Source organism: Paludibacterium purpuratum, assembly GCF_004363805.1.
GTDB lineage: Bacteria > Pseudomonadota > Gammaproteobacteria > Burkholderiales > Chromobacteriaceae > Paludibacterium > Paludibacterium purpuratum.
Genome location: NZ_SNZP01000001.1, coordinates 290,460 through 312,281, shown reverse-complemented (window position 1 = coordinate 312,281; position 21,822 = coordinate 290,460). Strand labels below are relative to the sequence as shown.

The window sequence follows — 21,822 nt, the reverse complement described above, 5'->3', positions numbered from 1 at the left end:
TCAATCCTCCTCGAAGTCGATCGGCATGCACATGCTGCACTGAACGCCGCTCGGGCACGAGCAAGCGACCGGCAAGGCCTGGGCGCGCCGCATCGCCGCCACTACGTCTTTTTCATGCAGGGCCTGGTTGATCTGCAATCCCATGCCCCAGTACCAGTTTTGGCCGACCGCCTGGCGGTAACGGCGCAGTTTTTCTCCGATTGACATTCTGCTTTCTCCTTTTCTCTTTGCACTTATGAAAAGCAGATCAAGCCGGAAGGCACTCTCCTCTATTTGTTTTGACCTTCCTTCCATGCCGCACCCTATCCTGGCGCACATGGCGGCCGATCCACTCGGCGCCCTGCCCTCAAACTGGCGGCAGTTTGGCGGCGCGACAGTATGGGCAATCCACCCGAACCGTCGCCGCCGACCGATCATGCAGACAGTGGGTCATCGCCTCGACATCGGGGCGAAAAGACTGGCTCACATGCTGCGTCATGCCGGCGTACCACTTACTTAACAATATGTTAGGAAGTCGGACAAATGCCAAGTAAATATTCATATTCTCATCCAATCATTTTTTCTTGACGCCCATTCATCCTAGTTGCATATTGGCATACAAAGAAGTTCCACTTCCGCCAATTTTAACTAGACCACTTAGCCACATGCGCACCGTCAGAACCCTGGATATCCCCCTCCTCGACAACCCGGCCTTCGCCGGCCTGACCAGACAGGATCTGGTGTATCGCAGCCTGCGCCAAGCCATGACCGACGGCCTATTGCGCCTGGGCGTGCAAGTGCCGTCCACCCGGGAGCTGGCCGCGCGCTGGTCGCTGTCGCGCGGCACGGTGGAGCAAGCTTACGAACGGCTGACCATCGAGGGTTATCTGGAGCGGCGCCAAGGCGCCGGTACCTTCGTCGCCGCCGCACTGCCCGAGCATTTCATGCTGCCCGATACCCCCTGCCGGGTCGGCCGCGCCGCACCGCCGCAGGCCGGCAAGCCCATCCCGCAACCAGAAACGCTCGGCATGCTCAGCTGCAGTCCGGGCCCGGCCCGTCAAGCCTTCATCGCCCGCGCGGCCGATCCGCTACTACTGGACTTGGCCAAGTGGCGTCAGCATTTGACGCGCGCCACGCGGGAAATTCAGGTGGAAGACATGCATTTGATGCAGTTCGGCGGGCTGGCCAGGCTGCGCCAGGCGGTCGCCCAATATGTAAAAGGCGTGCGCGGCATCGAGTGCGATGCCGACGACGTGGTGATCACCACCGGCATCCGCCAGGCCATCAGCCTGGTGGCCGGTCTGTTGCCGGCCGGGGCGACGGTGGCCATCGAAGACCCGACCTATCGCCAGGCACGCGAGATTTTCGAATCGCGCGGGCTCAACCTGCGCCCGACGGCGGTCGATCAAGAAGGGCTCTGCGTAGCCACGCTGGACGAGCCCCCCTGTGCCGCGATCTACGTCACGCCGGCACACCAATCGCCGCTGGGCTACACCATGAGCGCCACGCGCCGCGCCGCCCTGCTCGACTGGGCGCGCCGCCATGGCACGCTGATCATCGAAGACGATTACGACAGCGAGTACAACTATCTGAAATCGCCGCCACCGGCGCTCAAATCCAGCGACCGCGACGACCATGTCCTGTTCTGCGGCAGTTTCAATAAGTTGCTGTATACCTCGCTACGCATCGGCTTCATGATCGTGCCGAAAAGCTGGCGCCCGACCTTGATTCAGCGCCTGTACGCTACCGGCGCCCACCCCGGGCTGATCGAGCAACAAGCGCTGGCCTCGATGATCGAGTCCGGCGATCTGTACGCCCACATCCGTCAGGCACGCCGTATCTATCAGCGCCGGCGCGACATCGTCATCCAGGAACTCGGCCGCTGGATCGAACGGCCGCGCCTGTCCGGCGAGCACTGCGGTTTCCATTTCGTGCTATGGCTGCCTGCCGGCTTGAACGATCAAGACATCGCCAACGAACTGAAAGCGCAGGGGCTGCCGGTACGGCCGCTATCGGCCTTGGCGCTGCTCGGCCGCTACCCGCCGGCGCTGCAACTGGCTTTCGCCTCGGTTTCGGACGAGACGCTGCGGCAAGCCACAGCCCGGCTCGGCGCCTTGCTCAAATCGCATATCGACAGCCTGCACAGCGCCCTCCCCTTGCAACCCGCCTGACGCCGGCGCTACGACCGGCTTGAGCTTTTTTGTTCAAAATGTTACCTTGGTACCTTGATAACAAGGAGACCATATGAATCAAACGATCAAAATCGAACGCATCCAGACCGGGGTTCGCCTGGAAAAACGCATGGTGAAGGTGCTCAAGGCGCTGGCCGAGCAAAAAGACATGACGCTTGGAGATTTACTGGAAGGCATCGTATTGCATGCGTTCGAAGGCAAAGTGCCGTTCTCGCCGGAAACACTGCAGACCATCGATCAGCTCAAGGCCATCTACCAACTGGACTTGGACGCCAGCGCCAGTCACCGCATGCAGGACGACGGCGAGTGATGTCGAGGTGGCCGGTCGTCCCGGCTGCCGCCCCGCCATCCGGCGCTCAAGAACGGTGAGAAATGGCCGATATATGATTGTCATTGCCATTTTTAACAAGTTATGCAAATACGCATTTTATCTCAGCCGATTTCGGTTACGCTCAGTGCCCAGCACCCCGCAACGGCAACCGCAAAGACGAGTACCGCGTCCAACGCCACCGCGGCACCGACCGATCAAGTCACGCTCGGCAGCACACTGAGCCAGTCGATCAAGCAGTGGCAAACCAACATGGCCGAGCTCAAGCAAGCGTCGCAATCCTCACCCTCCGCGCGCGCCTTGCGCGCCAGCCGGCGCGACGCACTGGCACAGCGTGCCGAAATGCTGAAACAACGCGTTAAAACCCTGCGCCAGATGATGGCCATGGCCTCGCCGAAAACCATCAAGGGCATGGCGCAAATGCTGGCGCAGTTGGCCCGGGAGTTGAAGTCGCTGGCGGGCCAACTGAAAGCGCTCAACGACGGCGACAACGCCAACACGGTCGATTTCAATATCTCGGCAAACGTCACGAATGGCGGCGGCGATCAAGCGAGCGCCGGCGACACGAGCTCGGCCGGCAGCCTGGATATGGCTACGGCGGCAACCGACGGCGCCGACGTCTCGGCCACGGCCGACGGCGGTACGGCATCGGCCGAAGGCAGTGCGACCGCTGACGGCACCTCGGGCAGCGACAGCGCCACGAGCGGCAGCAGTGCGATGAATGATGCCCAAGATAGAGTTGGCGATGGCGGCCTGGCCAATACATTGCACGAGCTGGCGTCCGAGATCAAAGCCATGCGCCAATTGCTCAAATCGCTAGCGCAACACAATGCCGAGGCGAAGAAAAACATCAAAGATGTGGACGACGATCTCAAGGAAACCGACAAGACATTGGAGGCCGTCGACGCGAGCAATCAATCGGCGCAGGATAGTACATCGGACGCCCCGCCGACCGATGTCGGCGGCAACATCGACGTCACGGCATAAGCAACCCGAACAAGCTGAAAAAACCATGTCCCCATTCACTCTGCAGGCGGCCGACCGGATCGCCCCGGCCGACCTGCATGCGGCCTTTGCTGCCGCTTTCGCCGATTACCTGCTCGGCCCGTTCGGCCTGCCGTTCGAACAATGGGCATACTTTCTGCTGCGCCAAGGGGTAGAGCTGAAACATAGCCGTGTCGCGCTGACTCAGGATGGCATTGTCGCTTTGGCGCTGGTGGCGCCACATGGTAAACGCTGGCGGCTGGCTTCGATGGGCGCCATACCGTCGGCGCGCGGCAGCGGCGCGGCGCCGGCGCTATTGGCCGACATGGCGGCGCGAGCGCGCGCCGACGGCCGTTCGGCACTGGCGCTGGAAACCTTTGCCCAGAACCCGCGTGCCGTGCGGCTGTACCAGAAACACGGCTTTGTCATCCGCCACACCCTGCACGGCTACACCCGCGCCCCTGGAGCCAGCGAGGCGAGCGCAGTACCGGCCGCGCCTGTCGAACGCGAACGTGCGCTGGCTTGGCTCAAAGACGCGGAAGCCGGCATCGGCGAACTCGCGCTGCAAGTGTGCGCGCCGGTGATCCAGGCGCTCGCCACCGACTGGCAAGCTTGGCAACGGGGATCGGCGCAACTGGTGTTCTCGGTCAACGGCGGCACCGTCACTCTCCACAGCTTGATCGATGGCACGCCCAATCAGCACGATGCGCAGGCTTTGCTGCGACAACTAGCGGCGGCGCTGCCGGCCCAGGCCTGGGATGTACCGCAACTGCAACGCGCCGACCTGGGCGGCGAGGCGCTGCTGGCGGCCGGCTGCGAACGCAAGGCGCTGTATCAGTACTGGATGGAATGCCCGCTCTGACACATAAATGCCTCGCGCGCATCGCCATGTGACCATTATCAAGTTGTCATGATGCAGCGATCTTTATCATAATGAGCCGGTTTATATCCAAACCGCGCAATGTCATTGCCCGTTTCGCAGGAAGCACCTTCGATTCCGGCAATCCGCAAAAGGCATGAATCCGCATGTTTACCTTTGAACTGGACTACCGGGCGCTATTCGACGAGCGCGCCTGGCAGATGAAGGCCCAGGGCATTTCCGGCAAATCGCTGCGCTTGGTGCGCAGCCACGTCACCAATTTTTGGGGTACCGGCCCAGGTGCCTGGACGCACGAGTGGACACTGCACGCCAAGCAAGCCGAACGCGCCGAGCGTTGGCTGGAAGCCTCCGCCTGTTACGGCGCGGCGCGTTTCCCGGTCATCAATACGCCCGAACGCCAGCAGGCGCTGGCCGACCAGATCCGCTGTTATCTGCGCGCCTCGCCGGAGTTTCCCTGCCACTTCAGCCGTAAATCGCTCGATATCCAAACGCCAGCCGGGCCGGCGCAGATCATGGCGCACCTGTTCGAGCCAGCCAAGGCGTCGCGCCGGCCGCGACCGCTGCTGTGTCTGAGCGGCGGGGTGTATATCGGCAAATTCGAACTGCATCACTTGGCGCTGACCCTGGCGCGTTTCGGCGGCTTGCGCGTGTGCGTGCTCGACATGCCGGGCACCGGCGAAACCACGCTGCCGCTCGAACCCAATAGCCACTTGGTCTACCAGCAGGCGATCGATCAGCTGCGCGACCCGGCGGCACGGGCCGGTATGCTGGGCATCAGCATCGGTGGGCATTGGGCCGCGAAGCTAGCCATGTTGGGATCGGTCGACGCCGCGGTGGACATCGGCGGCCCGGTGGGTTTCGACACCAAGCCTGGATCGAGTCCGTTGGCGCTCAACAACGCGCTCACCGGCACCATCGCCAATGCCATGCAATTGACCGCCATGCCGGACGAGGCGCAAGCCAACCAGTTGGTACAGGAGTTCTCGCTGGCGCACCAAGGGCTCTTGATTGCGCCGCCCAAGGCGCCGCTCTTGGTGATCAACGGCAGCCGGGACCCTTATGTCAACCAACAGGACACACTGGGATTTGCCGGCCAGGACAATGCCGAGGTCTGGCTGATCGACCGTGCCGGACACTGCGCGGCCGAGCAGTTCATCCGCCTGGTGCCGGGCATCATGCTATGGCTGCGGCAGAAGCTGGATGCCCCAAGCGGCCTGAGCTACCCAACCGGCCTGGTCAGCAAAGTGCTGATGCCGCGCCGCACCGTGCTGACCTGAGCGGCACGTCATGCCGCGCAGCCGATAGCCAGAGCCCGGCGCAAGCGCTGGCCATAAACGAGGGTGCTGCTCAGCAACAGCATCATCAAGCCGAACTCGGTACCGATGCCGGCCTGCAGCGCCGCCAGGTAGTCGCCGCTCGTGCTCAAGGTCTGGGCGAATACCGCGCCCAGCACCGCCGAGCCCAGACCGAAGGCCGCCTGCTGCACCGTGCTCAGCATGGCGCTGCCCGCGCCGGCATGATCCGCCGGCACATCCGACAAGCCGATGCGGAAGAAGCAACTGACAATCTGCGCCTGCCCGACGCCGAGCAACACCAGGGCGGGCGTCAGCGACAGCGCGCCGGGGTGCGGCCAGACCCATCGCAAGCTCAGCACGACGCACACTAGTCCGGACATCTGCACCACGCAGGCCAGCAACAGCGTGCGGATGCGGCCCAAACGCGCGACCAGTCGAGTGCTATACAAGGAGCTGACGAAATAGGCGACCCCGAGCGAGATGAAGGCATTGCCGCAGTCGAGCGGCGATAACCCGGCGCCAGCCTGCAACGTCAATGCCATGACGAACATAAATCCGCTCCAGCAGGCATAGAACACCACCGCCATCAGCAGGCCGAAGCGCACGCTGCCGATGCGCAGCAACGATGGCGGCATCAGCGCCACAAAACCACGCCGCTCCTGCGCCAGTTCGACCCGCCCCAGCCACAGCAACAACGGCAAGCATGCCGCCAACAAGGCAAGACAAGGCCAGGACCAGTGCTGAGACGGCCCGAGCGCCAATGGCAACAGCAAGCACAAAATCAGCATCGTCAGTACCAGCGTACCCGACAGGTCGATATGCGCCGGCCGTTCGCGACGGGTTTCCGGTAGCACGGCGCCCGACAGCAACAAAATCGCCAGGCAGATCGGCAGGTTGATCAAAAACACACTACGCCACCCCAGCCCGGCGATATTGGCCGAAACCAGCAAACCACCCAGCACTTGGCCGACCACAAAAGCCAAGCCGCCGACGGCCCCATAGAACCCCAGGGCGCGGGCATGTGCCAGGCCGCGTAGGCAAACATGGATCGTCGCCAGAATCTGCGGCACCAGCAGCGCCGCGGCGCCACCCTGTAACGCGCGCGCCGCCAATAGGAAGCCGATGGACGGCGCGACGCCACACAACAGCGACGCGATGCCGAACAGGCCGACCCCCCAATTGAACAAGCGGCGGCGGCCGAAGTTGTCGCCTAGCCGCCCACCCATGGCCAGACAGACGGCAAACGCCACACCATAGACCGCCACCATCAACTCCAAATCGGTCTCGGTCGCATGCAGCGAGCGGGCGAGATCCGCCAATGCCACGTTAACGATGGCGAAATCGACCTGGGGCAACAACTGCCCGGCCAACAGCACCAGCAGCCCGGCCATCCCCAAATGGCCCGTACTTGCATTCCCATTCATCATTTTTCTCCCAAAAAGATGCGCTACGAGCGTAGTATGAGAAGCAATTAAGACTGGCACCAGATTCTAGTTAGACTGGTATAAATTATGCTAGGCAATAGGGAGCGCTCTGCCGTGAATCGGGTCGAAACCTCGCAAGATGAACCGCTACGAACCAGCAATGCACTGGAACTGGGCGCCTTTCTGCGCGCCCGGCGCGAAAGCCTGGATCCTGGTCGGCTAGGGCTGGCACGCAGCGGTCGCAAACGCACCCCGGGGCTACGGCGCGAGGACGTGGCGGCGCTGGCCGACATCGGCATCACCTGGTACACCAAGCTGGAACAGGGACGACCGATCCGGGTCTCGCCTCGAGTCCTTGCCTCGGTGGCCGAAGCGCTGCAATGTAGCGAGGCGGAAACCCGCCACCTGTTTACGCTGGCCGAACTGAGGCACCCCGAGTCCCAGGCCGAACCGGCCGGTTGCTGCCGATTGTCGCCGCTCAACCAACGCCTGCTCGACCAGCTCGACCCGATTCCGGCGCTGATCCAAAATCAGCGCTACGACATCATCGGTTTCAACCAAGCCTATTGCCGCATGGTCAATGTCGACCTGGCGCAAGTGCCGCCCGAAGATCGCAACTGCATCTATCTGGCGCTGACCGACCCGGCCTGGCAGGCAAGCCTGGCGGATTGGGAAGAGCTGGTGCCGCGCATGGTCGCGCAGTTCCGTAGCGCCATGGCAGAGCACCGCTTCGACCCGCTGTGGGAAGCGAAACTGGCCCGTTTCATGGCGGCTTCGCAAGCTTTCCGCGACGCTTGGCAACGTCTGGAGGTGCGCGCGGTCGAGAACCAGCTCAAAACCTTCCGCCACGCCCGACTCGGCCGTTTCACCTTGCAGCAGAGCAACTGGTGGTCGGCCGCGCGCGACGGCGACCGCCTGCTGGTTTATTTGCCGGTGGACGAGCACGGCGAACGGGTTTTACGCGAGCTGGCGACCATTGGCACAACGACCGGTTGACTGAGGTCAAGTTTCCCGCGATTCAAGTTGCTCATGGCTTGTCAATGGTAAACCGCTGCAATCATAATGAGAACGATTACCATTTAAGGCCGCATCATGATGCTCTCCGATCTACCGATCCACGCCCCCGCCGTGGTGACCCATGTCGACGATCTTCACGCTTCCGACACCATTTCCCAACGGCTGCGCGACCTAGGCTTCGTACCGGGGGAGCCGGTACGCGTGGTGGCCCGCGCCCCCTGGGGCGGCGACCCCCTTCTGATCCAGATCGGCTCGACCCGCTTTGCGCTGCGCCGCGCCGAGGCCGGACGCGTTGCCGTCGACCGGGAGTCCGTCCATGTCTGAAGCCACCTTGCGCATCGCCTTGGTCGGCAACCCGAACTGCGGCAAGACGGCGCTATTCAACCAACTGACCGGCGCGCGCCAGAAGGTCGCCAACTATGCCGGCGTCACCGTGGAACGCAAGGAAGGCCGCTTCACCGCGCCGTCCGGCCGCAAGATCCGCCTGCTCGATCTGCCCGGCGCCTATAGCTTCGAATCGACCAGCCCCGATGAGCGCATCACACGCGATGTGTTGATGGGCCGCTATCCAGGCGAGAGCGTGCCGGACATGATCGTTTGCGTCGCCGATGCCACCAATCTGCGTCTGCATCTGCGCTTCGTGCTCGAAGTCCAGCGCCTCGGCCGGCCGATGGTATTGGCGCTCAACATGATGGACGCCGCGCGTCGTCGCGGCATCCATATCGACGTTGCCGAGTTGGAACGCCGGCTCGGCATTCCGGTCGTGCAGACCGTGGCGGTACGCCGCGGCGGCGCCAACGCGCTGGTCGAACTGGTGGACAAGGGGGTGCCGCAGCATACCGCCGCGCCGGCGCCGTCCACCCCGTCGCAGGATATGCACGAAGAGGTGCGCGCACTATTGCGGGCGGCAGTCACCATGCCGCACGCCTCCGACAAGCTGGTCGACGCGATCGACCGCTGGACACTGCATCCGGTCATCGGGCCGATCATCCTGGCCGCGGTGATGTTCCTGGTATTCCAGGCGGTGTATTCGCTCGGTAAGCCACTGACCGACGCCATCGGCAATGGCTTCGACACCCTGAACGCCACCGTCGGCGTCTGGCTGCCGGCCGGCCCGTTGCGCGGGCTGATCTGCGATGGCGTGCTCAGCGGTCTGGGCACCGTCCTGGGCTTCCTACCGGAAATTCTGGTGCTGTTCCTGTTTATTCTGCTGCTGGAGGAGTCCGGTTACTTGCCGCGGGCTGCCTTCCTGCTCGATCGGCTAATGGTGTCGGTCGGCCTGACCGGTCGCTCGTTCATCCCGCTATTGTCGAGCTTCGCCTGCGCCATTCCCGGCATCATCGGCACCCGCAGCATCACCGATCCGCGCGACCGCTGGACCACCATCCTGGTCGCCCCGCTGATGACCTGCTCGGCACGGCTGCCGGTCTATGCCCTGTTGATCGGCGCCTTCGTCCCGACCATCAAGGTCTGGGGGCTGTTCAATCTGCAGGGTCTGACACTGTTCGCGCTCTATATGCTCGGCATCGTCGGCGCCATGGTGGTCGGTTGGGTGTGCAAGCGCCTGGGACGCGACCGCAGCGAACATGCGTTGTTGATGGAACTGCCCGCCTACCGCCTGCCGCAGGCGCGCGACATTGCCATCGGCCTATGGGAACGCGGCACGATCTTCCTGCGCCGCCTGACCGGCGTGATCCTGGCGCTGACCGTCGTGATGTGGTTCATCTCCACCTTCCCGTCGCCGCCGGCCGGCGCCGTGGGGCCGGCCATCGACTACAGCTTCGCCGGCATGCTCGGGCGCACGCTGCAACATGTGTTCGAGCCGCTGGGTTTCAACTGGCAGATCACCCTGTCGCTGATCCCGGCCTTCGCCGCGCGCGAAACCGCCGTCGCCACGCTGGCCACCGTCTATGCGGTGGGCAATAACGCCGACGTCGGCACGCTGGGCCACGTATTGGCCGGCCACTTCTCGCTGGCCAGCGCCTTGTCGTTGATGGTCTGGTTCGCCTTCGCGCCGCAATGCATGTCGACGCTGGCGGTGATCCGCCGCGAAACCGGCTCGTGGCGCAAGGTCGTGCTGTCGTTCAGCTACATGTTCATCGTGGCTTACGTGCTGGCGTTCGCCACTTATCGCCTCGCGGGAGCCCTACTATGAATAACGGACTGTGGATTCAATACGCCATCATCGGCGCACTGGTCGTCGTCAGCTTGGTTTATGTCGCGCGCAAGCTGCGCGCCAGCGTCAAGAACGGCGACTGCGCCGGCAGCTGCGGCCATTGCGGCGGCTGCGGCGATGACTCGGAAGAACCGGCCAAAGCGGTCGTGGTCGCCGTGCATCCGCGCAAGCCGGAACGCTGAAGCCGACCGCATCGCCCAAATGAAAAAAGCAGCCCGTGGGCTGCTTTTTTTTGTTAGCACGTCAGTCGAAGCGCGGCGCATCGTCCTCATCCGGGCGATCGGCCCGCTGCGCCTCGGCACGCTCCTTGGCCTGCAGCGCCTGCCATTGCGCCTCGGTCAGCCCATGACTACCGTCGCAATACTCGCGGCGCCCACAGCCGCAGCGACCGATATCGGCCGGATTTTCCTTAACCCGCATCATGCTGTTCTCTCTTTTTAGGGTAGCGTGCGTTCGCAAAGCAACGCACGCGCCACCGTTTTAACCGCAAGCGCCGACGTGACCGCAGGCCGTGCAGAACTCGCAACCGTCGCGCTTGATCAAGGCATGGTTACCGCACTCCGGACACGGCTTGCCGGCCACCGGCTTCATCTGCTCGACGCTGCCGTCCTCGAACAGATCGCCCTGCTCCGGCACCATCACCCCCATGTTCTCCACCGGGAAGCCTTCCTCGGTCAACACGCCTAGCATCGCGTAGCGATGGATCACCAAGCGCGCCATATAGGCCACCGTCGACGGCCAGCTTTGCGATTTCTCGCTGTCGGGCGTACGCGCGAAGAAATCGCCCTGCGGTTCGGCGTAGGTCAACAGCTTGCGCAGCTTCATGCCGATCCAGGCCGGATCGATGACGCGCATATCCATCGACAGCATCTTGCACAGGCCGTCCAGCTCGCGCGGATAGCTGCCCGCCATCCACATCGAGAACGGACGGCGCTGGCCATTGGGCAGCACCAGTTCCTTCAGGAACAGCACGAAGTCGTCGCCGGTCTGCGGGTTGGAGATGTCGACCGACCAGCTCATGGTGCCGTCGGTACCGGACTTGGGTTCCTTGCGCGCAAACATGGCGTCGATCACCGGCGTGGTGGCGCCCTCTTGCGGCGTGGTCGCACCCAATTCCTCGACGCGGTAGCGCACGATCTGCGCCAGCACGGCGGCGGCGCAAGTCGCGTTGATTTGCCGGTCGCCCAATTCGACGCTGTAACGCTTGTCGCCGAAGGTTTGCGCCAGCGACTCCAATTTCATGGTCAGCCATTCGACGTCGCGGCAACGCATGTCCATCGACAGCGTCTTGGCCACGGCCCCCAGGCCGCGCGGCTGTTCGTTGCCGTTGACCCAGCACTCGAACGGTTGCATGTGGCCGTTTTCCACATGGCCGATGAACACGGCGAAGTCACCGCTGTCGTGCTCGATCATGTAAGTCCAGGACGGATTGCCATGCTTGAGCTTGGGCCGGTTAGGCCACTTCAGGCTCGCCAAGGCCGGGCTCGGGGCGGTGTTGAGCGTGATGCGGCGATCCGGGTCGCCCTCTTGGCTGGCCGACAGATCCTGCGGCGTTTCCTTGGCCGGCTCGACCGACAACACCGCGCCCAGCACACTGTTCGGGCGATACGTGGTGATGCCCTTCAGGCCGGCGCGCCAGGCCTGCAGGTACAGCGATTCGAAATCCTCGAACGGATAATCGGCCGGCACGTTGACGGTCTTGGAAATCGCCGTGTCGACATAGGGCGCCACCGCGGCGACCATCTGCATATGGTCGAGCGCGCTCATGTCGAGCGCCGAGACGAAGTAGTCCGGCAGAGCCTTCACATCGCCGCCCAACATGCGATAGACGCGATAGGCATGGTCTTCCACCAGGTATTCCTGGGTCGTACCGTCGGCCATGCGCTTCTTACGGGTGTAGAACCAGGAGAACGGCGGCTCGATACCGTTGGAAGCGTTGTCGGCGAAAGCCAGCGAGATGGTGCCGGTCGGCGCGATCGACAACAGATGCGAGTTGCGGATGCCGTGCTTGGCGATGCGCTCCTTGATGGTTTTGGGCAGGCGGCTGACGCAATGCGGCTCGGCCAGGTACTTCTTGGCGTCGAACAGCGGGAAGGCGCCCTTCTCGATCGCCAGATCCACCGAGGCATCGTAGGCGGCGTTGCGCATCACTTCGGAGACGCGTGCGGCGAAGGCACGGCCGGCGTCGCTGTCGTAGCGAACCTTGAGCATGATCAGCGTGTCGCCCAGGCCGGTAAAGCCCAGCCCGACGCGGCGCTTGCTCTGCGCCTCGCGCTCTTGCTCGGGCAGCGGCCAGACGGTCAGATCGAGAACGTTGTCGAGCATGCGAATCGAGCTTCGCACCACACTGTCGAACGTCGCCTCGTCGAACGACGGCGCCTCGCCGAACGGATCGCGCACGAAACGCGTCAGGTTGATCGAACCCAGATCGCAGCAACCATAGTCCGGCAGCGGTTGCTCGCCGCACGGGTTGGTCGACTCGATCACCTCGCAGTAGCTCAGGTTGTTGTCGCGATTGATCTTGGACATGAACAGCACACCCGGCTCGGCATGGTCGTAGGTGGAAACCATGATCTGCTGCCACAGGTCGCGCGCCCGCACTTCGCGGTATACCCACAGGCCGTCCTCGCGGCGGAAGCTGTCCGGGAAGGCTTTGCTCGAAGGCTCGACGCCGTGCACCAGTTGCCAGATGCCGTCTTGTTCGACCGCCTGCATGAAGGCGTCGGACACGCCGACCGAGATGTTGAAGTTCTTCAGGTCGCCCTGATCCTTGGCGTGGATGAATTCCTCGATATCGGGGTGGCTGCAGTCGAGCACGCCCATTTGCGCACCGCGCCGCGCGCCGGCCGATTCGACGGTTTCGCAGCTGCGGTCGAACACGCGCATATAGGAAACGGGGCCGGAGGCACGGCTGTTGGTGCCCTTGACGCGCGCGCCCTTGGGGCGGATGCGGCTGAAGTTGTAGCCGACGCCGCCGCCGCGGCGCATGGTCTCGGCCGCCTGCAGCAGTGCCGAATAGATGCCGACCTTACCGTCGATGGCCTCGCTGACCGAGTCGCCGACCGGCTGCACGAAGCAGTTGATCAAGGTGGCGCGCAGGTCGGTGCCGGCGGCGGAATTGATGCGGCCGCCAGGAATGAAGCCGCCTTCGAGCGCAACGTAGAACTCTTCCTCGAAACGGGCCGTATCCTTCTCCGGCGCCGCCAGTGCGCGCGCCACGCGACGACGCACCTCGGATACATCGCTCTCGCCGTTCTTGGCATATTTCTCCAGCAGCACCTCGCGAGAAATATCCTGTTCGGTCATGGCAGTTACATTTTCCTGTTTCACGGCGTGTGTCCTCTCATCACATCCGCAAGGGCCGGACAAAACGCCTTCGTGAAGAAAGCGCCCGCTCCGGCCCTTGCACTATATCTTGTGTTTGCTTATCTGCTTATACACTACATGGCGCATTCTAGCGCATCATAGAACAACATGAAACATGAAATTTTCCTCAGCGCGTCGTCAGGTCGATCGCCAGCGGCACGCCATCGGCGCTGGCCTGTGCGGTCTTCGGCGCATTGACCGTCACCCGTGTGGCGACCTCCGGATAGGTCTGCGTCAGGTATTGCTGAGCGCCCTTGGCACGCGCATTGGCCAGTGCCAGCAAGTCGGCATCGTCCACTTTTTCCGCGGCGATGGCCTCCTGACGCAGCGCTTCGTAGAAGGACGGGTCGCTCTTGCCGGTCACCATGCGCGCCAACAGCTTCAAACGGCCGACCCGCTCGGCAAACATGGTCTTGATCGCCTGCTGCGTCTCGACGTCCTGCACATCGATCCCCGGCAACGGCTCATCGGCCAACAGCGCGACGCCGGCAGCCTTGAGGATGGCACGGTCGACGCGCGCGCGCGCCAGTTGACGGCGGTCGGCGGCCGGATCCCAAGTACCGGCGATGTTCAGGCGCAATTGCGGGCGCTGGCTCATCATCTGCGCCAACTGCCCAAGCTTCTGCCGTTCCGGCGGCGCCACCGCCGCTTCGCCGGCGAGGAAGCGCACATCGTCGAAACCATCCAGCCCCAACAACGAACCCAAGGCACGGAACGGCGCGGTCGCCACCTTCTGGATCACATTGACGAAGGCCTGCCATACCACGCCGCCGTAACTGAATTTCGGGTCGTCCAAGTCGCCGCTCACCGGCAGATGCAGGTCGATACGGTTGTTGCTGTCTTCCAGCACCATGACCGCCAGCGAGAGCGGCAGCCGCGAGATCCCCGGCCGCTCTACTTGCGGGCCGAGCTTGATGGAGTCCACCACGATGCGGTTGTCGCCATTGAGCTTGCGCTGGTTAAGCGTGTAGGCCAGTTCGACCGACAACCGGCCATCGTCGATCTGCCAGCCGGCGATATTCTCCGAATAGGTGTTCAGGCTGGTGAGCGGAATGTTGCGGAACACCAATTGGATGTCCGCACTGTCGGTGACCGCCAGCGGCGCCAACGCGCCGCGCACGCGCACGTCGCCCGCCTGATCCACCAAGCCGGCCAACGCAATGGCGCCGCGCTTACCGGGCTTGGAAGATATGCCGCTGACCGTGCCGCTCAATCCATGGACATGGGTCGCGAACGCCGGCTTCATGCCGAAGTCGGCGAAATCCACATCGCCGTTGCGCACCCGGATCATGCGCGCGTCGAATGTCAACGGCGACTGGCTGCCAGCCTTGGAGGCCGGCGCGGCGGCCGGCTGTGTTGGAGAACCGGAGAACAGCCGGCGCAGGTTGCTGACGCGATTCTGATCCAGCACCAATCGTGCCACCGGCCGATCGAGCACAACCTCGCGCACCGAGATGGCCAGCGGACTGGCCGCCAGCTTAAGGCCGGACAGGTTAAGTGCCCGCCACCCCAGTAGCGGGTTCTGCTCGCCAGGCTCGCGGATCAACACATCCTGAATGCCGGCGTTGCCGTTCACTTGCCAGCCGGCCGGTGCATAGCGTAGATCCAGCTTGGCCGACAACTTGCCGTTCGGCATCGACAAGGTGGTATTGGACAGCAGATACGGCGACAGGGGCGCAAGCGGCAGCGCCTGCGCCGTGAATTGCCCCTGCAAACCGGCGCTGGCCGGGTCGAGCTGGCCGGTGAAATTCAACTGGCCGCTACCGGCGTGCACTTCGAGCGCCGCGTCGAAAAGACTGTCGCCGCTATGCGGTGTCAGATTGCCGGAAATCGGTGCCAACACCACCTCGACCGGACGCGCCAGCTTGCGGTCGCGCCAAATCAACCGGCCATCGGCCATCGCCAAGGTCGGCAATGTGATCTGCCATGGCGAAGCCGCCTTGTTGGCGACACTCGGTGCCGCCGCGCGTTTGCCGGCGGACTTGCCGGCCGGCGTCGCCAGCAGCGACACGACATTCAGCGTGCCGGATGTATCGCGCGTCAGGGTCAGTTGGGGCTGCTGCAACGTCAACTGTCCGCCACGGATCTGGCGACCGGACAGCGAGGCCCCGTCCAGGCCGAGATGGCCCACGGACAAGACCGCCGGCTGTCCGCGCGGTGCCAGCGTCAAATTCGCCAGATTGGCGCTGACCCGCTCGACATCCAGTTCGCCGCGCCCGCCCAACCGCAGGCCAAACGACATGAACGGTATCGTGCTTTGCAATTCGAGTGCTTGCGCCCGGCTTTGATCCGCCAGCCGCCACTGCCAATTGTCGAAGCGCAGGGCATTGATCTGAACCTTCCAACCGGGGGTTGCGGATTTTGCCGCCGTCGGCGTCGGCGCCGGTGTCGGAGCAGGCAGGGCGGCCAGCCAGTTGAGCTGGCCCGTGCTATCGCGCAGAGCATCCACCTGGCCGTTGCTCAGGTGAATGCGTTTAAAAAATAACGAATGCTTCTGTAGATCGAGTATCCCGTCCTCCAGCGCCAATTGTCCCAGCGCCAAGTGGCTCTGCCCGTCGGGCGAGCGAAGCTCCAGCGCATCGATGCGGCCGTACAAGGTACTGAGCGTCAGGCGCGGCTGCTTGCCTTTGAGATCGAAGACGTAATTCAGGTCGAGCGACAGCTCGCCGCTAGGCGGCGCCAACCGCAGGTAGGGGCGCAGGTAATCCCAGATATCGGCCACCGGCAATCGGCTGACGCTGATGCGTCCGGAAGAGGCTAGCGGTTCGAGCCCAAGCAGGCCGCGCCATTTGAACCGGGTTTTGTCGCCCATACTGGCCGTCAGCGTATAGCCGCCCTCTCCCGCCTGGGTACTCAGATCGTGCAGATTGAGATTGATGCGCTGCAAATCTAAGGTTTGATCCGGGTTGCCCTGCCGGTCGCTGAACAGCAAGCGGCCCTGGCTGAGACTCAGCCAGTCGAGGAAGACCTTCGGTGCGCTGCCGCTGGAAGGTCCCGGCCCGCTGGCATCCTTGATCAAGCGCGCCCAATTCCAACTGCCGTCCGCCGCACGCGTAAGATCGATTTCCGGCCGGGTCAGCGCCAAGAGCTCGGCATGCCAGTGACCGATCAGCAAGGCGCGCGGCATGGCGTCGAGCTGGATGCGCTCGGCGGCGAACAGCGTGCTGCCGTCCTTGTCGCGTAATCGCACCCCGCCGAGTTCCAGGCTCATGGTCCAAGGGTGGATCGCCACCGAACCGATCTCCAACTTGCGACCGATGTTCTCGGCCCAATGCACGGCGACATCGCGCACGATCCCTGGTGCTGCGAAGGCCAGAAACCCCCATGACGCGCCCCAAAGCACGATGACGACGGCCAGGACATGGCGCCAATAGCGACGAAGCGCCACACGGTGCGGCGCGGTTTTCGGTTCGGAGGACATACGGTGTACCAAACGTGATGGTTTGTTCTTGAATACAGAATAGTACCGCGCTTCGCTTTCACCCAGCAGGCTTGATTTTTGATCGCATTTGTTGGTTAACGACAACAAGGCCAGTTTCATTATGACAAAAAGATTGCTGCGGGCGTCCAAGCCCTCCTAGGATGAAAAGGCGTTAAATATTTTTAACAGCGCTCACCCCCCAATGAGGATTTATGAACACTGCCGATAGTATTACCGCCTGGCTCGACCAGCATCGCATCACCGAGATCGAATGCCTGATTCCGGACATGACCGGATTGGCGCGCGGCAAAGTCGTGCCGCGCCACAAGTACGATCCCGGGGAAGGCCTGCGTCTGCCCGAAGCGGTGTTCGAACTGAGCGTGACCGGCGATTATCCGGAAACCTCGATGATCTCCGAGGCCGACCCCGATCTGCGATTGGTGCCGGATGCCACGACCTTGCGTCTGATCCCCTGGGCGGCCGAACCGACCGCCCAGATCATCCACGACTGCGTCGGCTTCGACGGCACGCCGGCCGAACTGTCGCCGCGCAACGTGCTCAAGCAAATCCTGAAACTATACGAGAACGAAGGCATCACGCCGGTGGTGGCGCCGGAAATGGAGTTCTACCTGGTCGAGATCCAGCCGGATGAGGACATTCCGCTATCCCCGCCCGTCGGCCGCACCCGGCGCACCGAGGCCGGCCGCCAGGGCTTCAGCATCGACGCCATTTCCGAGTACGACGAAATCTTCGACACGCTGTACGACTGGTGCGAAAAACAGAATCTGCAGATCGACACGCTGATCCACGAGATGGGCCCGGCGCAGATGGAGATCAACCTGGATCACGGCAACGCGCTCGACCTGGCCGACCAGGTGTTCCTGTTCAAGCGCACCGTGCGCGAGGTGGCCTACCGCAACAATATGTACGCCACCTTCATGGCCAAACCGATGCAAGGCCAACCCGGCAGCGCCATGCACATCCACCAGAGCCTGGTCGACAGCCGCACCGGCCAGAACGTGTTTTCCAATCCGGACGGCAGCCCGTCCGAGCGCTTCTTCCATTTCATCGGCGGCCTGCAGAAATACTTGCCGCCGGCCATGCCGTTCTTTGCGCCCTACGTGAACTCCTATCGCCGGCTGTCGCGTTACACCTCGGCACCGATCAACCTGTCCTGGGGCTACGACAACCGCACCTGCGGCCTGCGCGTGCCGCATTCGAGCCCGGCGGCGCGCCGGGTGGAAAACCGCCTGCCCGGCGTCGACGTCAACCCCTACCTGGCCATCGCCGCCAGCCTGGCTTGCGGCTATCTGGGCATGAAGGAAGGTCTGAAGCCGACCGAACCGCTGGCGGGCAGCGCCTACGAACAACCGCACCAGCTGCCGCGCCATCTCGACGACGCCATCGATATGCTCGGCGCCTGCGAACCGCTGATCGAAGTGTTCGGCGAACGCTTCATCCGCGCCTACGCCGCCATCAAGGAATTGGAGTACCGCGAGTATTTCGAGGTGATCAGCCCGTGGGAGCGGCGTTTCCTGCTGTTGCACGTCTAAGGTGAGATCGACTGGTGGTATGCTATAGGCCTACGACGATGGAAACCTTTGCATGCCGCCAGTGACCTTCCCCCTATCCTGGGATATCTTCTGCAACGTCATCGACAACTACGGCGATATCGGCGTCACCTGGCGCCTGGCGCGTCAGTTGACGCACGAGCACGCCCAACGGGTGCGCTTGTGGGTGGACGATTTGCACAGCTTCGCCCGCCTTTGCCCCGGTATTAGCCCCAATTTGGCGCGCCAGGACTATCGCGGCATCGAAGTGCTGCACTGGGGGGAGGAATTGCCGGCCGATGCGCTGCCGGGCGACGTGGTGCTCGACGCCTTCGGCTGCACGCTGCCGGAAGACTTCCTGATGGCGATGACGCGCTGCCGGCGTGCGCCGGTGTGGATCAACCTGGAATACCTGACCGCCGAGGACTGGGTCGACTGTTGCCATGGCATGGTCTCGCCGCACCAGAAATACGACCTGACCCGCCATTTCTTCTTCCCCGGCTTCAGCGCGCGCACCGGCGGCATCATCGCAGAGCGCGATATCGAAGTAGAAGCGCGCCGATGGCAACAGCAGCCCGAGCTGAAGAGCGAGTTCCTGCAGAGCCTCGGTCTGCCGGCACGCGACCCCGAGGCGCTGTACGTCAGCCTGTTCGCCTACGAAAATCCCGCCATCGGCGAACTACTGCGGCATTGGGCGGCGGGGCCGCAACGGGTGGTCTGCCTGATCCCGGAAGGCCGCATCCTGGGCGACGTGTGCGCCAGCCTCACCGGCCAGCCCTTATCGGCCGGCGACAGCTATCAATCCGGCGCGCTGTCGCTGCATATCCTGCCGTTTAGCGACCAAGACAGCTACGACCGCCTGCTGTGGAGCTGCGACGTCAATTTCGTGCGCGGCGAAGACTCGTTCGTGCGCGCCCAACTCGCCGGCAAACCGATGGTCTGGCACATCTACCCGCAGGAGGACTCGGCGCACTGGGTCAAACTGGATGCCTTCTGCACCCGTTATCTGCAGGGCGTGGCGCCGGAAGTACAACAGGCGATGCTGGCGCTCAACCACGCCTGGAATCACGGACAATCGATCGTGCCGGCCTGGCGGCAGTTCATCGACAAACGGCTGGAACTGGAAATCCATGCCGCCGAGTGGCCGCGCACGATGCTCGCCGGCGGCAACCTGGCCACGCGGCTGATGGATTTCGTTAGCGCGCAACGCCCTACCCCGGTGTAGCGTGCGTTAGCCGTAGGCAACGCACAAACGGTGTCGGTCGGCGATGGTGCGTTGCTTCGCGAACGCACCCTACATGATTTGACTACATAAAAAAGCCATCCGCACGCGGATGGCTTTTTTGCTCGACTGTCGGCGAACCGATCAGAAGTTGTACTTGGCAGTGTAGATCCAAGCGTATTCGTTGCCGGAGGTACCCAGCTTGTTGACCGCATAGCGATATTGCACGCCGGTGGTCAGGTGCTTGGTAGCGTTCCACCACAGCGACACGGCACCGTTCTGGCCAGTGCGCTTTTGCTCGACGCCAGCCGGATCGGCTACGCCGGTGAAGTGGTTTTCGTTACGGTCGAATTCGGTTTCGTGCCATTGGGTCACGGCGAAGGATTGGCCGAACAGATCGAAGTCGTAGCCAGCCACATAACCGGCCATATAGCCGTTCATGTGCGTACCTTGGCCATACTTCATTTCCTGGTGACGGCCGAGGAACGGGTGTACCCACACCTTACCGAAGTTCAGGTCGGTACTCAGACCCAGCACGCGGTTCTGATCGAAGAAGTGGTTCTGCGGATCGGTATCGCTGTCACGAGTATCGTACACGTGGGTGTACAGCTTGATCGGCAGGCCGGCCACTTCGGTCAGGTTGAAGCGAGCCACCACCTTGAAGGTGTAGCGCTGGTCGCCGGACTTCATTTGCGGGTCATGACGGTTCCAGTTTTCCAGGTCGAAGAAACCGTAGACATCACCCCAGGAACGGCCGGCACCGCCTTCCGCTTCCAGGTATTGGAAATTGCGCTTGGCACCAAATGCCGTCGTTGGAGACTGGGTCTTATCCAGAGTAGACGGAGACCAGTTCAGTTGGTTGATGCTGACATCCCCAAAGGTGTAGTCGGCATGCGCGGCGGCCATGCCGCCAGCCATGGCCAAAGCCAAGGCGATTTTGAGCGTTTTCATCGTTTTCACCGTGTGTTTATGCTTGTATCTCGCAGAAAGACTGCCTGCGGCGGCGAAAGATAAGGGAGAAACAATCATTTGCAAAGTAGTTGAAATGAAATTGTCGCATTTACGACATCTTCATACACAAACAATTTGTCTTTATATAAAGGGATCTTCCCTTTTTCACCACCCTGATGCAAAATCCGTTAGCAGGTAGACCTATCGTCCGCGGAAACCATGTCCTGCCCCTCCCTGCCCGCCCATAGCTCGATATCCCGCCTCGTCCCGGAAAACCAACATATCGACATGTGAAATCTGGCGCATTTCATTGGAAATCAATACAATAACGGGTTTTGTCGGAAATCGATTTCCCAACAGGACCGTTTAGCAATGAAAACCGCACAGGAACTCCGCGCAGGTAACGTATTCAAGCTTGGCAACGACCCGATGGTTGTACAGAAGGCCGAGTACAACAAGTCAGGCCGCAACGCCGCCGTCGTCAAGATGAAGATGAAGAACCTGCTGACCGGCACCGCTTCGGAAGCCGTCTATCGCGCCGACGACAAGTTCGACGTGGTCGTGCTCGATCGCAAGGGCTGCACCTACTCGTACTATGCCGATCCGATGTACATCTTCATGGATGAAGAGTTCAACCAGTACGAAGTCGAAGCCGACAACCTGGGCGACGTGCTCAACTTCCTGGTCGACGGCATGGAAGACCTCTGCGACGTGACCTTCTACGAAGGCAAGGCGATCTCGGTCGAACTGCCGACCTCGATCGTGCGCGAAGTCGAATACACCGAACCGGCCGTGCGCGGCGACACCTCGGGCAAGGTACTGAAGCCGGCCCGTCTGAAGGGCACCACCTTCGAACTGCCGGTACCGGCCTTCGTCGAAATCGGCGACAAAATCGAAATCGATACCCGCGATGGCGGCTTGTTCAGAAAGCGCGTTTGATTTTTCGCGCCTAGCCTCACCATCGAACCGCCTGTTGCCCATGTGACAGGCGGTTTTGTTTTGTACCGTACAAAAGCGCCCGGCCGGGGAGCCTCGCT

General features: G+C 62.6%; 18 protein-coding genes. 12 read left to right on the top strand and 6 right to left on the bottom strand.

Annotated features, from left to right (window positions below):
- Entirely contained in the window at window positions 1–207 is a 207-nt protein-coding gene (locus DFP86_RS01355) for a hypothetical protein (RefSeq protein ID WP_133678199.1), read from the bottom strand.
- A 437-nt stretch (window positions 208–644) separates the two neighbouring features.
- Between DFP86_RS01355 and pdxR the strand changes: the two genes are divergently transcribed.
- The 5 genes from pdxR to DFP86_RS01335 all read left to right on the top strand — a co-directional run bounded on the left by pdxR (window position 645) and on the right by DFP86_RS01335 (window position 5,640).
- Window positions 645–2,150: a MocR-like pyridoxine biosynthesis transcription factor PdxR gene (gene pdxR, locus DFP86_RS01350; protein WP_133678198.1), complete on the top strand. Its 1,506-nt coding sequence runs from the start codon at window positions 645–647 to the stop codon at window positions 2,148–2,150.
- A gap of 73 nt (window positions 2,151–2,223) precedes the next feature.
- Complete coding sequence (locus DFP86_RS01345; protein ID WP_133678197.1) at window positions 2,224–2,481, top strand: hypothetical protein; 258 nt, start codon at window positions 2,224–2,226, stop codon at window positions 2,479–2,481.
- Window positions 2,482–2,583: 102 nt separating this feature from the next.
- Window positions 2,584–3,486 (top strand): hypothetical protein, encoded by a 903-nt coding sequence (locus tag DFP86_RS19200; protein WP_166642104.1) that lies wholly within the window; start codon window positions 2,584–2,586, stop codon window positions 3,484–3,486.
- A 25-nt stretch (window positions 3,487–3,511) separates the two neighbouring features.
- Complete coding sequence (locus tag DFP86_RS01340) at window positions 3,512–4,345, top strand: GNAT family N-acetyltransferase (protein ID WP_166642103.1); 834 nt, start codon at window positions 3,512–3,514, stop codon at window positions 4,343–4,345.
- A gap of 164 nt (window positions 4,346–4,509) precedes the next feature.
- Window positions 4,510–5,640, top strand: a complete 1,131-nt coding sequence (locus tag DFP86_RS01335) for an alpha/beta hydrolase (protein ID WP_133678195.1) — start codon at window positions 4,510–4,512, stop codon at window positions 5,638–5,640.
- Window positions 5,641–5,648: 8 nt separating this feature from the next.
- Here the strand turns inward: DFP86_RS01335 and DFP86_RS01330 are convergent, their stop codons facing one another.
- Window positions 5,649–7,049: an MFS transporter gene (locus tag DFP86_RS01330; RefSeq protein WP_424991618.1), complete on the bottom strand. Its 1,401-nt coding sequence runs from the start codon at window positions 7,047–7,049 to the stop codon at window positions 5,649–5,651.
- A 147-nt stretch (window positions 7,050–7,196) separates the two neighbouring features.
- Between DFP86_RS01330 and DFP86_RS01325 the strand changes: the two genes are divergently transcribed.
- The 4 genes from DFP86_RS01325 (at window position 7,197) to DFP86_RS01310 (ending at window position 10,457) form a co-directional block, all read left to right on the top strand.
- Window positions 7,197–8,078: a helix-turn-helix transcriptional regulator gene (locus DFP86_RS01325; RefSeq protein WP_208108173.1), complete on the top strand. Its 882-nt coding sequence runs from the start codon at window positions 7,197–7,199 to the stop codon at window positions 8,076–8,078.
- A gap of 96 nt (window positions 8,079–8,174) precedes the next feature.
- Window positions 8,175–8,423 (top strand): FeoA family protein, encoded by a 249-nt coding sequence (locus DFP86_RS01320; RefSeq protein WP_133678193.1) that lies wholly within the window; start codon window positions 8,175–8,177, stop codon window positions 8,421–8,423.
- Entirely contained in the window at window positions 8,416–10,254 is a 1,839-nt protein-coding gene (gene feoB / locus DFP86_RS01315) for a ferrous iron transporter B (RefSeq protein WP_133678192.1), read from the top strand. Before DFP86_RS01320 ends, feoB begins: the two co-directional genes overlap by 8 nt.
- On the top strand, window positions 10,251–10,457 hold the full coding sequence (locus tag DFP86_RS01310; RefSeq protein ID WP_133678191.1) for a FeoB-associated Cys-rich membrane protein: 207 nt from the start codon (window positions 10,251–10,253) through the stop codon (window positions 10,455–10,457). Before feoB ends, DFP86_RS01310 begins: the two co-directional genes overlap by 4 nt.
- A 61-nt stretch (window positions 10,458–10,518) precedes the next feature.
- On the opposite strand, the gene DFP86_RS01305 is transcribed toward DFP86_RS01310, so the two are convergent.
- The 3 genes from DFP86_RS01305 to DFP86_RS01295 all read right to left on the bottom strand — a co-directional run bounded on the left by DFP86_RS01305 (window position 10,519) and on the right by DFP86_RS01295 (window position 17,062).
- The gene (locus tag DFP86_RS01305; protein WP_133678190.1) at window positions 10,519–10,698 is read right to left on the bottom strand and encodes a hypothetical protein; all 180 of its coding nucleotides are present in this window, start codon (window positions 10,696–10,698) and stop codon (window positions 10,519–10,521) included.
- A gap of 57 nt (window positions 10,699–10,755) precedes the next feature.
- Complete coding sequence (locus DFP86_RS01300; RefSeq protein WP_133678189.1) at window positions 10,756–13,605, bottom strand: adenosylcobalamin-dependent ribonucleoside-diphosphate reductase; 2,850 nt, start codon at window positions 13,603–13,605, stop codon at window positions 10,756–10,758.
- A gap of 163 nt (window positions 13,606–13,768) precedes the next feature.
- On the bottom strand, window positions 13,769–17,062 hold the full coding sequence (locus DFP86_RS01295) for a DUF748 domain-containing protein (protein WP_166642102.1): 3,294 nt from the start codon (window positions 17,060–17,062) through the stop codon (window positions 13,769–13,771).
- Between the two features lie 212 nt (window positions 17,063–17,274).
- Here DFP86_RS01295 and DFP86_RS01290 point away from each other — a divergent pair, with 212 nt between their 5' ends.
- The gene (locus DFP86_RS01290) at window positions 17,275–18,615 is read left to right on the top strand and encodes a glutamine synthetase family protein (RefSeq protein WP_133678187.1); all 1,341 of its coding nucleotides are present in this window, start codon (window positions 17,275–17,277) and stop codon (window positions 18,613–18,615) included.
- Window positions 18,616–18,667: 52 nt separating this feature from the next.
- Window positions 18,668–19,837 carry an elongation factor P maturation arginine rhamnosyltransferase EarP gene (gene earP / locus DFP86_RS01285; RefSeq protein WP_133678186.1) on the top strand — a complete coding sequence of 390 codons (1,170 nt, stop codon included), beginning with the start codon at window positions 18,668–18,670 and terminating at the stop codon, window positions 19,835–19,837.
- 141 nt (window positions 19,838–19,978) lie between these two features.
- Here the strand turns inward: earP and DFP86_RS01280 are convergent, their stop codons facing one another.
- On the bottom strand, window positions 19,979–20,785 hold the full coding sequence (locus DFP86_RS01280) for an outer membrane protein OmpK (protein ID WP_133678185.1): 807 nt from the start codon (window positions 20,783–20,785) through the stop codon (window positions 19,979–19,981).
- Between the two features lie 372 nt (window positions 20,786–21,157).
- Between DFP86_RS01280 and efp the strand changes: the two genes are divergently transcribed.
- On the top strand, window positions 21,158–21,724 hold the full coding sequence (efp, locus tag DFP86_RS01275; protein WP_133678184.1) for an elongation factor P: 567 nt from the start codon (window positions 21,158–21,160) through the stop codon (window positions 21,722–21,724).
- The last annotated feature ends 98 nt before the right edge of the window (window positions 21,725–21,822 follow it).

Bases quoted from the DNA above. Each gene is read 5' to 3' on its own strand.
- DFP86_RS01355 (WP_133678199.1), bottom strand. From the start codon at position 207: ATGTCAATCGGAGAAAAACTGCGCCGTTACCGCCAGGCGGTCGGCCAA.
- pdxR (WP_133678198.1), top strand. From the start codon at position 645: ATGCGCACCGTCAGAACCCTGGATATCCCCCTCCTCGACAACCCGGCC.
- DFP86_RS01345 (WP_133678197.1), top strand. From the start codon at position 2,224: ATGAATCAAACGATCAAAATCGAACGCATCCAGACCGGGGTTCGCCTG.
- DFP86_RS19200 (WP_166642104.1), top strand. From the start codon at position 2,584: ATGCAAATACGCATTTTATCTCAGCCGATTTCGGTTACGCTCAGTGCC.
- DFP86_RS01340 (WP_166642103.1), top strand. From the start codon at position 3,512: ATGTCCCCATTCACTCTGCAGGCGGCCGACCGGATCGCCCCGGCCGAC.
- DFP86_RS01335 (WP_133678195.1), top strand. From the start codon at position 4,510: ATGTTTACCTTTGAACTGGACTACCGGGCGCTATTCGACGAGCGCGCC.
- DFP86_RS01330 (WP_424991618.1), bottom strand. From the start codon at position 7,049: ATGGCCGGGCTGCTGGTGCTGTTGGCCGGGCAGTTGTTGCCCCAGGTC.
- DFP86_RS01320 (WP_133678193.1), top strand. From the start codon at position 8,175: ATGATGCTCTCCGATCTACCGATCCACGCCCCCGCCGTGGTGACCCAT.
- feoB (WP_133678192.1), top strand. From the start codon at position 8,416: ATGTCTGAAGCCACCTTGCGCATCGCCTTGGTCGGCAACCCGAACTGC.
- DFP86_RS01310 (WP_133678191.1), top strand. From the start codon at position 10,251: ATGAATAACGGACTGTGGATTCAATACGCCATCATCGGCGCACTGGTC.
- DFP86_RS01305 (WP_133678190.1), bottom strand. From the start codon at position 10,698: ATGATGCGGGTTAAGGAAAATCCGGCCGATATCGGTCGCTGCGGCTGT.
- DFP86_RS01295 (WP_166642102.1), bottom strand. From the start codon at position 17,062: ATGTCCTCCGAACCGAAAACCGCGCCGCACCGTGTGGCGCTTCGTCGC.
- DFP86_RS01290 (WP_133678187.1), top strand. From the start codon at position 17,275: ATGAACACTGCCGATAGTATTACCGCCTGGCTCGACCAGCATCGCATC.
- earP (WP_133678186.1), top strand. From the start codon at position 18,668: ATGCCGCCAGTGACCTTCCCCCTATCCTGGGATATCTTCTGCAACGTC.
- DFP86_RS01280 (WP_133678185.1), bottom strand. From the start codon at position 20,785: ATGAAAACGCTCAAAATCGCCTTGGCTTTGGCCATGGCTGGCGGCATG.
- efp (WP_133678184.1), top strand. From the start codon at position 21,158: ATGAAAACCGCACAGGAACTCCGCGCAGGTAACGTATTCAAGCTTGGC.